At 71.4% G+C, this 11,496-nt stretch carries 8 protein-coding genes; 1 reads left to right on the forward strand and 7 read right to left on the reverse strand.

Annotated elements, in window-relative coordinates; translation table 11 throughout:
- Positions 1–272 precede the first annotated feature (272 nt).
- Positions 273–839: a universal stress protein gene (locus ACZ7FF_RS06900; protein WP_470810114.1), complete on the forward strand. Its 567-nt coding sequence runs from the start codon at positions 273–275 to the stop codon at positions 837–839.
- A gap of 295 nt (positions 840–1,134) precedes the next feature.
- Here ACZ7FF_RS06900 and ACZ7FF_RS06905 read toward each other — a convergent pair whose 3' ends face one another.
- The 7 genes from ACZ7FF_RS06905 to ACZ7FF_RS06935 form a co-directional block, all read right to left on the reverse strand.
- Entirely contained in the window at positions 1,135–3,669 is a 2,535-nt protein-coding gene (locus ACZ7FF_RS06905; RefSeq protein ID WP_470810116.1) for a DUF4118 domain-containing protein, read from the reverse strand.
- 1 nt (position 3,670) lies between these two features.
- Positions 3,671–4,354: a response regulator gene (locus ACZ7FF_RS06910; RefSeq protein ID WP_470810117.1), complete on the reverse strand. Its 684-nt coding sequence runs from the start codon at positions 4,352–4,354 to the stop codon at positions 3,671–3,673.
- A gap of 129 nt (positions 4,355–4,483) precedes the next feature.
- Positions 4,484–5,152, reverse strand: a complete 669-nt coding sequence (locus ACZ7FF_RS06915) for a potassium-transporting ATPase subunit C (protein ID WP_470810118.1) — start codon at positions 5,150–5,152, stop codon at positions 4,484–4,486.
- A 3-nt stretch (positions 5,153–5,155) separates the two neighbouring features.
- Entirely contained in the window at positions 5,156–7,255 is a 2,100-nt protein-coding gene (gene kdpB / locus ACZ7FF_RS06920; RefSeq protein WP_470810591.1) for a potassium-transporting ATPase subunit KdpB, read from the reverse strand.
- Positions 7,256–7,284: 29 nt separating this feature from the next.
- Positions 7,285–8,949, reverse strand: a complete 1,665-nt coding sequence (gene kdpA, locus ACZ7FF_RS06925; protein ID WP_470810119.1) for a potassium-transporting ATPase subunit KdpA — start codon at positions 8,947–8,949, stop codon at positions 7,285–7,287.
- A gap of 8 nt (positions 8,950–8,957) precedes the next feature.
- A complete protein-coding gene (gene kdpF, locus ACZ7FF_RS06930) occupies positions 8,958–9,047 on the reverse strand; it encodes a K(+)-transporting ATPase subunit F (protein ID WP_018566520.1) in 90 nt (29 codons plus the stop codon).
- 255 nt (positions 9,048–9,302) lie between these two features.
- Positions 9,303–11,141: an APC family permease gene (locus ACZ7FF_RS06935; RefSeq protein ID WP_470810120.1), complete on the reverse strand. Its 1,839-nt coding sequence runs from the start codon at positions 11,139–11,141 to the stop codon at positions 9,303–9,305.
- Positions 11,142–11,496: the final 355 nt, after the last annotated feature.

Here is an 11,496-nt window from a genome sequence, read left to right on the forward strand (position 1 = left end):
ACGCGGGGAGGCGGACCGGGGCTCGCTCCCGACGTTATGCCCGGGCGCCCCGGCTTCCGGACAGCCCCTGACGGGACGCTGACGTGGATCCGGACGACCTTGACGGGATGCTGACGACCCTGGCGGGAGAGCACGGGAGGCGCCGTCAGAAGGGCGCCAAGAACTGGCGTACGCCCTGTTCGGACGCCTGGCGCGGAGGTGTGATGGATGCGGTTCCGCAGAGGATCGCCGACCGGACACGCTGCCGTCGGCGTACGCAGAAGGTGAAAGCGATGTCCGATTCACAGCCCCCCTCAGCCGCCCGTGTCGTGGTGGGGGTGAGCGGCTCCCCGGGGAGTCTCACCGCCCTGGGCCGCGCCGCCGGGGAGGCCCGCCGGCGGGGAGCCGAGCTCTGGCCGGTGCTGGCCTGGGAACCGCCGGAGGGGGATCTCACCGCCCGCAGGTTCCCGGCGGCGGCCGCCCTGGCGCAGGAGTGGGAACGGCTGGCCCGGGAGAAGCTCCTCGGGGCGCTCGGCGAGGTCTTCGGGGGCGCGGGCGCCGGGCTGCCCGGGCAGGCGCTCGTCGTCCGGGGCGCCGCCGGACCGGCGCTGGTGCGGATCGCCGACCGGGACGGCGACGTCCTCGTCATCGGTGCGGGCGGGCGCGGCCGGCTGCACCGGGCCCTGTGGCCGTCGGTCGGCCGCTACTGCCTCGCCCACGCGGGCTGCGCCGTCCTCGCGGTGCCGCCGTCCCCCCTGCAGGCCGCGCTGGCGGCGGCACACCGCCGCAACACCCTGCGGCTCCGGCTGGACACGGGTGACCTGCGGCGGGAGTTCGAGACGGTACCGCCGGACGCCTGAGCCACCGTCAGGACGCGGCCGGCACGGAGCGGTTCCGGCGGTCCCGATCGCGAGCGCCGCACCTCCGACACCCCGTCACGACGTGGCCGATACGGGCGGTCCGGCCGGGCCCTGTTCCTGACGCTTTGTCGATTCGTCTCTTCACGAGCACCGCTCGGGCCGTCTCCGGACGCCGAAGTCCGGCGGTGCCGTCAGGACCGGCTATGCGGAGGATCCGACCCCGCCCCGCTCATGACGATTCGTCAATCCGTTTCCTTCAGGGCGGGGTTCGAGGCGCCGGAGCCCGGCGGTGGCGTCAGGACGTGGCTGATGCGGGCAGTTCCGGCTGGTCCGGGTGTCCGCGTCGCGGGGCCGTCGGCACGGTGAGCACCATGGTGAGGCCGCCTCCGGGCGTGTCCTCGGCGTGCAGCGTGCCGCCGACGGCCTCCGCGAAGCCGCGGGCGACCGCGAGGCCGAGGCCGACGCCGACACCGCGGGGCGAGTCGCCGTACCGCTGGAAGGGTTCGAAGATGCGGCTCTTGGCCTCGTCCGGGACGCCGGGGCCCCGGTCCACGACCCGGTCGCCGAGGGCACTCGCGGACACCAGCACCCGCTCCCCGTCCGGGCTGTGCTTCACGGCGTTCTCCACGACGTTGGCGACGGCCCGCTCCAGCAGCCCCCGGTCGACGTCCACCATGGGCAGCGTCTCCGGGATGTCCAGCTCGACGCTGTCGTCGGGCACCCCGCCGAGCGCCATGGGCACGACCTCGTCCAGGTCGCTCTCGCGGATGATCGGGGTCACCGTGCCGGTCTGCAGGCGGGACATGTCGAGGAGGTTGCCCACCAGGTTGTCGAGGCGGTCGGCGCCCTCCTCGATGGCCTCCAGCAGGTCGGCCCGGTCCTGTTCGGACCACTGGACGTCGTCGGAGCGCAGCGAGGTGACCGCCGCCTTGACGCCCGCGAGCGGGGTGCGCAGGTCGTGGCTGACGGCGGCCAGCAGCGCGGTCCTCGTGCGGTTGCCCTCGGCCAGTTCCTTCGCCCGGTCGGCCTCGTGCTGCAGCCGCCGGCGGTCCAGCACGACGGCGGCCTGCGCGGCGAACGCCGCCAGCACGCGGCGGTCGGCGGCGGGCAGCACCCGGCCGCGCAGGGACAGGGCCATGTGACCGCCGGCCGGTACGTCGACGTCCGCGTCCTCGGGCACCTCGGCGGGCCGGGGTCCCACGCTGCCCGCGCACGTCCAGGGATCCGTCTCGCCGGTCCGCTCCAGCAGCGCCACCGACTCCATGCCGAAGGTCTCGCGGACCCGCTCCAGCAGCTCCTCCAGGCCTGTCTCGCCGCGGATCACGTTCCCGGCCAGGAAGGACAGGATCTCCGACTCGGCGCGCAGCCGGGCCGCCTGGTGGGTGCGGCGGGCCGCGAGGTCCACCACCGAGGCCACGGACACGGCGACCCCGACGAAGATCGCGATGGCGACGATGTTCTTCGGGTCGGCGATGGTCAGGGTGTGGACGGGCGGGGTGAAGTACCAGTTGAGGAGGAGCGAGCCCACGACCGCGGAGGCCAGCGCGGGGAAGAGCCCGCCCAGCAGGGCGGCCGCCACCGTCAGGGTCAGGTACAGCAGCATGTCGTTGGCCAGGCCCACGGCCGGGGTGGCGGCGACCAGCAGCCAGGTCAGCAGCAGGGGGCCGAGCACTCCGACGAGCCAGCCCCGGATCACCCGGTGCCGTCCGAGGCGCGCCCCGCGCGGCACCGGGAGCCCGCGGCCCTTGCCGGCCTCGTCGTGGGTGATGAGGTGGACGTCGAGGTCCGGGCCGGACTCGCGGGCCACGGTGGCCCCCACGCCCGGCCCGAAGACGGACTGCCAGCTCCGGCGGCGGGAGACGCCGAGGACGATCTGGGTGGCGTTGACGCCGCGCGCGAAGTCGAGCAGGGCGGCCGGTATGTCGTCGCCGACCACATGGTGGAAGGTGCCGCCGAGGTCCTCCACGAGGGTGCGCTGGACGGCCAGTTCCTTCGGGGAGGCCGCGGTCAGCCCGTCGCTGCGGGCTATGTAGACGGCGAGCACCTCGCCGCCCGCGCCCTTCTCCGCCAGGCGGGCGGCGCGGCGGATGAGGGTGCGGCCCTCGGGTCCGCCGGTGAGCCCGACCACGATCCGCTCCCGGGAGCCCCAGATCTTGGAGACCCGGTGCTCGCGGCGGTATTCGTTGAGGTACTCGTCGACGCGGTCGGCGACCCACAGCAGCGCCAGTTCGCGCAGGGCGGTGAGGTTGCCCGGGCGGAAGTAGTTGGACAGGGCCGCGTCGACCTTGTCGGGCTGGTAGATGTTGCCGTGCGCCATGCGGCGGCGCAGGGCCTGCGGGGACATGTCGACCAGCTCGATCTGGTCCGCCCTGCGGACCACCTCGTCCGGCACGGTCTCGCGCTGGCGCACCCCCGTGATCGACTCCACCACGTCCCCGAGGGACTCCAGGTGCTGGATGTTGACGGTCGAGACCACGTCGATCCCGGCGGCCAGCAGCTCCTCCACGTCCTGCCAGCGCTTGGCGTTGCGCGAGCCGGGGATGTTGGTGTGGGCCAGCTCGTCCACCAGGGCGACCCGGGGGCGGCGCGCGAGGATCGCGTCGACGTCCATCTCGCCGAAGACCGCGTCCCGGTAATCGAGTTCCCTGCGCGGGATCTGCTCCAGGCCGTGCAGCATCACCTCGGTGCGCGGCCGGTGGTGGTGTTCCACGAAGGCGACCACGCAGTCGGTGCCCCGCTCCACCCGGCGGTGCGCCTCGGCCAGCATCGCGTAGGTCTTGCCGACGCCCGGTGCCGCGCCGAGGTAGATCCGGAACCTGCCACGTGCCATGTCATCCCTCGAAGCGGTAGCCCATGCCGGGCTCGGTGATCAGATAGCGGGGGTGGGAGGGGTCCGTCTCCAGCTTCCGGCGCAGCTGTGCCATGTAGACGCGCAGGTAGTTGGTCTTGTTGCGCTGCGAGACACCCCAGACCTCCTGGAGCAGCTGCTTCTGGGTGATCAGCCGCCCGGGGTTGGTCACCAGGATCTCCAGCAGGTGCCACTCGGTCGGTGTGAGCCGGACGTCGCGCCCGTCCCGTACGACCTTCTTGGCGAGCAGGTCGAGGGTGAAGTCCGCCGTCTCGACCAGGATCGGCTGCGGGTCCAGCGGGGTGTCCTCGGTGCGCCGGACGGCGGCCCGCAGCCGGGCCAGGAGTTCGTCCATGCTGAAGGGTTTGGTGACGTAGTCGTCGGCGCCCGCGTCGAGGGCGGCGACCTTCTCGTCGGACGCCTGCCGGGCGGAGAGCACCATGATCGGCACCCGGGTCCAGCCGCGCAGCGCCTTGATGACGTCCACGCCGTCCATGTCGGGCAGGCCGAGGTCGAGCAGGACCACGTCGGGCCGGCGGGCGGCCGCGAGCCGCAGCGCGGTGGCCCCGTCGGGGGCCGGGTCCACGCCGTAGTGGCGTGCCTGCAGGTTGATGACGAGGGCCCGTACGAGCTGCGGGTCGTCCTCCACCACGAGCACCCGGGTCATGGGTGTGCGCCCTTTCGTGTCGTACGGGCCTGGTGCGCCGGGCGAGGGGTGCCCGGCGTCATGGCGGTGGGAGCCGGCGGGTCCGGGATGTCTCCCGCCACCGGCTCCCGCGCGCGTCGCGCAATGCCATCAGTGCTTCGCCGCGAGGTCCTTGAGCGCGATGTTCAGCTCCAGGACGTTCACGCGGGGTTCCCCGATGAAGCCGAGGGCGCGGCCGGACGTGTGGTTCTCGACCAGCTTCTCCACCGCGGCGACCGGCAGGCCGTTGCGCGCGGCGACCCGGTGGACCTGGAGCTCGGCGTAGGCCGGGGAGATCTCCGGGTCCAGGCCGGAGCCGGAGGAGGTCACCGCGTCGGCGGGGACGTCCGCGGCGCTGACCGGGTGGCCGGGCACCGAATTGTCCTTGACCACCGCGGACTTGGCGTCCTGCACCTGCTTGATCAGCACCTTGCTGTCCGCGGACAGGTTGGTGGCGCCGGACAGGATCAGCTTGTACTGCGTGTTCACGCTGTTGCTGCCCAGTCCGTTCGCCGGCCGGCCCTGGAACCACTTCAGGTCCGGGTCCGGGGTCTGCTGACCCTTCTTCAGCGGCAGGTCGTAGGACTGCCCGATGAGGGAGGAGCCGACGACCTTGCCGTCCGCCTTGATCTCGGAGCCGTTCGCCTTGCCGCTGAACAGCCCCTGGGCGATGCCGGTGACCACCAGCGGGTAGATGACACCGGTCACCAAGGTCAGCACGAGGAGGGCGCGCAGGCCCGCCCCGAGCAACCGGGCCGTGTTCACGAAGGAGTTGTTCATGGCTCAGCCGATTCCGGGGATGAGGGAGATGAGCATGTCGATGATCTTGATGCCGATGAACGGGGCGATCAGGCCGCCGATTCCGTAGATCCCGAGGTTGCGGCGCAGCAGCTTGTCGGCGCTGACCGGCCGGTACTGCACGCCCTTCAGGGACAGCGGCACCAGCGCGATGATGATCAGCGCGTTGAAGATGACGGCCGACAGGATCGCGGAGTCGGGCGAGGACAGGTGCATGATGTTCAGCTTGTCCAGGCCCGGGTAGACCACCGCGAACAGCGCCGGGATGATCGCGAAGTACTTCGCGACGTCGTTGGCGATGGAGAACGTGGTCAGCGCACCGCGGGTGATCAGCAGCTGCTTGCCGATCTCCACGATCTCGATGAGCTTGGTCGGGTTGGAGTCGAGGTCGACCATGTTGCCGGCCTCCTTGGCGGCCGACGTGCCGGTGTTCATCGCCACGCCGACGTCCGCCTGCGCGAGGGCCGGGGCGTCGTTCGTGCCGTCACCGGTCATGGCGACGAGCTTGCCGCCGGCCTGCTCCCGCTTGATGAGGGCCATCTTGTCCTCGGGGGTGGCCTCGGCGAGGAAGTCGTCGACGCCCGCCTCCTCGGCGATCGCCTTGGCGGTCAGCGGGTTGTCGCCCGTGATCATGACCGTCTTGATGCCCATGCGGCGCAGTTCCTCGAACCGCTCCCGCATGCCCTCCTTGACCACGTCCTTGAGGTAGATGACACCCAGCACACGGGCGCCCCGCTCGTCGTCGACCGCGACGAGCAGCGGGGTGCCGCCGGCCTCGGAGATGCGGCCGGCGATCGCGTCGGCGTCCTCGGCGACCGTGCCGCTGCGCTCCTTCACCCAGGCCATGACCGAGGCGGTCGCGCCCTTGCGGATCCTGCGGCCGTCGACGTCCACGCCCGACATACGGGTCTGGGCGGTGAACTCGATCCACTCGGCGTGCGCCAGCTCGCCCTGGTGGCGTTCGCGCAGCCCGTACTTCTCCTTCGCCAGGACGACGACGGAGCGGCCCTCGGGGGTCTCGTCGGCGAGCGAGGAGAGCTGGGCGGCGTCCGCGACCTCGGCCTCGGTGGCGCCGCGCACCGGCAGGAACTCGGCGGCCTGGCGATTGCCGAGGGTGATGGTGCCGGTCTTGTCCAGGAGCAGGGTGGAGACGTCACCGGCGGCCTCGACCGCACGGCCCGACATGGCCAGCACGTTGCGCTGGACGAGGCGGTCCATGCCGGCGATGCCGATCGCCGAGAGCAGCGCGCCGATGGTGGTCGGGATGAGGCAGACCAGCAGGGCGACCAGCACGACCATCGTCAGGTGCGTGCCCGCGTAGTCCGCGAACGGCGGCAGCGTGGCACAGGCCAGCAGGAAGACGATCGTCAGCGAGGCGAGCAGGATGTTCAGCGCGATCTCGTTCGGCGTCTTCTGCCGGGCCGCGCCCTCGACCAGGTTGATCATCCGGTCGATGAAGGTCTCGCCCGGCTTCGTCGTGATCTTGATGACGATCCGGTCGGACAGCACCTTCGTACCGCCGGTCACCGCGGAGCGGTCACCGCCGGACTCGCGGATCACGGGGGCGGACTCGCCGGTGATGGCGGACTCGTCCACGGACGCGACGCCCTCGACGACGTCGCCGTCACCGGGGATGACGTCACCGGCCTCGCAGACGACCAGGTCGCCGATCTTCAGTTCGGTGCCGGGGACCTGCTCCTCGGCGGTCCCGGTGAGCCGGCGCGCGATCGTGTCGGTCTTGGCCTTGCGCAGGGTGTCGGCCTGGGCCTTGCCGCGGCCCTCGGCGACGGCCTCCGCCAGGTTGGCGAAGATAACGGTCAGCCACAGCCAGGCGCTGATCGCCCAGCCGAACCAGTCGCCCGGGTCCTTGAAGGAGAAGACCGTGGTCAGGACCGAGCCGATCAGCACCACGAACATCACGGGCGACTTGATCATCACCCGCGGGTCGAGCTTGCGGCAGGCCTCGGGCAGGGACTTGACGAGCTGCTTCGGGTCGAAGAGGCCCGCTCCGACACGGCCCTCGCCGGGCCTGTGCCCGGTGGGGACGTCGCTGTGCGGCGCCCGGGTGGGTGTGGCTGTGGACATGGAGTCCTCTGGGTTCTCAGTACGGGTGGTCATGACGCCAGCCCCTCGGCGAGCGGGCCCAGTGCCAGGGCCGGGAAGTACGTCAGACCGGTGATGATCAGGATGGCGCCGACCAGCAGGCCGGTGAACAGGGGCTTCTCGGTGCGCAGCGTGCCCGCGGTCATGGGGACCGGCTTCTGCTCGGCGAGCGAGCCGGCGAGGGCCAGGACGAACACCATCGGCAGGAAGCGGCCGAACAGCATGGCGAGGCCGGTCATGGTGTTGTACCAGTCGGTGTTCGCGTTCAGGCCGGCGAAGGCCGAGCCGTTGTTGTTCGCCGCGGAGGTGAAGGCGTACAGGACCTCGGAGAAGCCGTGTGCGCCGGAGTTGAGCATCGAGTGCGGCGGGGTGGGCAGTGCCATGGAGGCCGCCGTGAAGACGAGCACCAGGGCGGGGGTGATCAGGATGTAGACGGCCGCCAGCTTGATCTCGCGGGCGCCGATCTTCTTGCCCAGGTACTCGGGGGTCCGGCCGACCATCAGGCCGGCGATGAACACCGCGATGATCGCCATGATCAGGATGCCGTAGAGGCCGGATCCGGTGCCGCCGGGCGCGATCTCGCCCAGCATCATGCTCAGCATCGTGATGCCGCCGCCGAGTCCGGTGAACGAGGAGTGGAAGGAGTCCACCGCACCGGTCGAGGTGAGCGTGGTCGTCACCGCGAAGAGCGACGAGCCGCCCACGCCGAAGCGGACCTCCTTGCCCTCCATCGCCCCGCCGGCCGCCTGGAGCGCCGGGCCGTGGTGGGCGAACTCGGTCCACATCATCAGCGCGATGAAGCCGAGCCAGATGGTGCCCATCGTGGCGAGGATCGCGTAGCCCTGCTTCACGCTGCCGACCATCACGCCGAACGTGCGGGTCAGCGAGAACGGGATCACCAGGATCAGGAAGATCTCGAAGAGGTTGGTGAACGCCGTCGGGTTCTCGAAGGGGTGGGCGCTGTTGGCGTTGAAGTAGCCGCCGCCGTTGGTGCCCAGTTCCTTGATGGCCTCCTGGGAGGCGACCGCGCCGCCGTTCCACTGCTGCGAGCCGCCCATGAACTGGCCGACCTCGTGGATGCCGGAGAAGTTCTGGATCGCGCCGCACGCCACGAGCACGACGGCGGCGACCACGGAGAGCGGCACCAGGATGCGGACCGTGCTGCGCACCAGGTCGGCCCAGAAGTTGCCGATCTCGCCGGTGCGCGACCTGACGAAGCCGCGCACCAGCGCCACGGCGACGGCGATGCCGACGGCCGCGGAGAGGAAGTTCTGCACGGCCAGGCCCGCGGTCTGCACCACGTGGCCCATGGTCTGCTCGCCGTAGTACGACTGCCAGTTGGTGTTCGTCACGAAGGACACGGCGGTGTTGAACGACTGCGCCGGGTTCACCGACGAGAAGCCGAGCGAGCCGGGCAGCACGCCCTGGAGCCGCTGGAGCAGGTAGAGGAAGAGGACGCTGACCGCCGAGAAGGCGAGGACGCCGCGCAGGTAGGCGGGCCAGCGCATCTCGGTGTCCGGGTTGGCGCCGATGCCCTTGTAGATCCACTTCTCGACCCGCAGGTGCTTGTCCGAGGAGTAGACCCGGGCCATGTAGTTGCCGAGGGGGATGTACACGAGGGCCAGCGCGCCTATGAGCGCCAGCAGTTGGAGGAGGGTGGCGAGTTGGGGACTCATGGGAAGTCTCAGAACCTCTCCGGGAAGATCAGGGCGAGGACGAGATAGCCCAGCAGGGCGACGGCCACGATCAGGCCGACTACGTTCTCGGCGGTCACAGCTTCGTCACCCCCTTGGCGACAAGAGCCACCAGTGCGAAACACGCGAGCACGGTGACGACGAAGGCCAGATCGGCCATCGCGAACTCCTGGAGTGAGGTTCGGTTGGATCGGACGTTTCGAGGAAACAGCCTCGGTGGCCGGATCCGGTCGCTCGTTGACGGCTCCCATACGGCTGCCGATTCGGCTTTGACGGGTCTCTTACGACTCCGGTCCGTACCGGCCGGCAGCCGCCCCGACGCGCGGTGACCTGGTTCACAGCACCCGGAAGCGGAGCCGGCAGATCACCGCGTCCGTCTCCCGCCGTACCGTGTGCGCGACGACCGCGCCCCGCTGGTTCTGCAGCAGGCGCTGCCACAGCCGCTCCGGCTCCGCCTCGGGAATCAGCACGGTGACCCGGGTGCCGGGCCCGGCGGCCACCTCGCGGACGTACGCGGCGATGGGACGGCCCAGGCTGCGCCGCTCGCAGGCCAGCCGCACCAGCGGCACGCCGGGGTCCCACTCGGCCCAGGCACGCTCCAGGGCGTGCACCTGGGCCCGGTCCTCGGGGTCCGGGTGGCACACGGTCACGGCGCGGACCTCGTCGCCGAGGGAGGCGGCCGCCGTGAGGGCCTCGGACGTCAGGCGGGACAGGGACGACACCGGGACGACCACCAGCGAGCGCTCGCGGTGCGGGGCCTCGGGGATGCGGCCGAGGCCGAGCCGGTCGCCGATGCGGCCGTAGGCCCGGTGCACGGCCTCGAAGGCCGCCACGAGCAGCGGGAGCGCGATCACGATCAGCCAGGCGCCGTCGGTGAACTTGCTCGCGGTGACGACCACGGTGGCGACACCGGTGAGCAGCGCGCCGAAGCCGTTCAGCAGCGCCTTCCCGCGCCACCCGCTCCCCCGCTCCAGACGCCAGTGCCGGACCATGCCGACCTGGGCGATCGTGAAGCCGACGAAGACGCCGATCGCGAACATCGGCACCAGGGTGTTCGTGTCGCCGCCCGAGAAGACCAGCAGCGCCGCCGAGACCACGGCGAGCGCGAGGACGCCGTGCCGGTGCACCTGGCGGTCGGCCTTCAGGGCGAACACGTGCGGCGCGTAGTTGTCCCGGGCGAGCAGCTTCAGCAGTACCGGGAGCCCGCCGAAGGAGGTGTTGGCGGAGAGTGCCAGCAGGATCATGGTCGCGAACTGGACCACGTAGAAGGCCCAGTTGTGGCCGAACGAGGCGTCCGCGAGCTGGGCGAGGACCGTGACGCCCTCGACCGGCTGGAGGTGGAAGCGGCCGATCAGCACCGACAATCCGATCAGCATCAGGCCGAGGACGGCGCCGAGCGCGATCTCCGCGCGCTGGGCCCGCTTCACGCGCGGGACGCGGAAGGACGGGACGGCGTTGGCGATGGCCTCCACGCCGGTCAGCGCGGCGCACCCGGATGCGAAGGCCTTCAGCAGGAGCAGCGCCCCCACGGTGGAGGCGTTGTCCGCGACGACCGAGGCGTGCCCGGCCGCCGTCGCGCTGCTCGCCGGGTGGGAGCGGAACAGGCCGACGACGACGAGGACGAAGATCGAGCCGACGAACACGACCGTCGGCACGATGAACGCCTTCGCCGACTCCGCGATCCCGCGCAGATTGACGCCCGTGATCAGGGCGAGCACCGCGAGGCACAGCCACAGCCGGTCGCCGTACAGGGCCGGGAACGCGGAGGTCAGCGCCGCCACACCGGCCGTGACGGCGACGGCGACGTTCAGCACGTAGTCCAGCACCAGCGAGGCGGCGGCCACCAGACTCGTGCGCGCCCCCAGGTGTGTCCTCGCCACGGCGTAGGAGCCGCCGCCGTCCGGGAAGGCCGCGATCACCTGCCGGTACGAGGCCACCAGCACCGCCAGCAGGGCGGCGATGGCCAGCGTCACCGGCATCGTGAAGCCGAGTCCGCGGGCGCCCGCGGCGGCCAGGACCAGGACGATCGCCTCGGGGCCGTACGCCACGGACGCCATGGCGTCCAGCGACAGCGCGGCCAGGCCGGTGACGGCGGTCAGCCGGTGGCGTTCGCCGGTATCGGGCGGCTCCTCGCCGGTGGGAACGGCATCCGGCTCGGTGGTCAGGACGGACATGGGCGTGTGCTCCTCACATGCTTCGGCCGCGCACGGGGGCCGAAGGTGCGCGGCTGCACCCAGGTTCTTTCCGTTCCGGCCGCTTCCGGCCGTTCCTTGCGCCATCTTCGCGCCCAACCGGCGGACCTTGACGTGATCTTGACGGGTAGGGCGTCCGGGCGACCGCCGCGATACGCCTCACGGTGTGCATGGACCGTGGCGCGGCTCAGGGGGATTCAGGGCATCGGGTTCGAAGCAACGGCCGGGGCCCGGTTCACCGGCCGCGTACCGGTCCCGCGGCGGCCAGGCCGTCAGGGCGAGGCGTTCGCCGCGGTCGGTGCGGGCTCCGGGCTCCGGGCTCCGGGCTCCGGGCTCC

The organism is Streptomyces sp. NPDC037126, from assembly GCF_055605965.1.

Excerpts from the sequence above, each read along its gene's own strand:
- ACZ7FF_RS06900 (WP_470810114.1), top strand. The coding sequence starts at position 273 with ATGTCCGATTCACAGCCCCCCTCAGCCGCCCGTGTCGTGGTGGGGGTG.
- ACZ7FF_RS06905 (WP_470810116.1), bottom strand. The coding sequence starts at position 3,669 with ATGGCACGTGGCAGGTTCCGGATCTACCTCGGCGCGGCACCGGGCGTC.
- ACZ7FF_RS06910 (WP_470810117.1), bottom strand. The coding sequence starts at position 4,354 with ATGACCCGGGTGCTCGTGGTGGAGGACGACCCGCAGCTCGTACGGGCC.
- ACZ7FF_RS06915 (WP_470810118.1), bottom strand. The coding sequence starts at position 5,152 with ATGAACAACTCCTTCGTGAACACGGCCCGGTTGCTCGGGGCGGGCCTG.
- kdpB (WP_470810591.1), bottom strand. The coding sequence starts at position 7,255 with ATGTCCACAGCCACACCCACCCGGGCGCCGCACAGCGACGTCCCCACC.
- kdpA (WP_470810119.1), bottom strand. The coding sequence starts at position 8,949 with ATGAGTCCCCAACTCGCCACCCTCCTCCAACTGCTGGCGCTCATAGGC.
- ACZ7FF_RS06935 (WP_470810120.1), bottom strand. The coding sequence starts at position 11,141 with ATGTCCGTCCTGACCACCGAGCCGGATGCCGTTCCCACCGGCGAGGAG.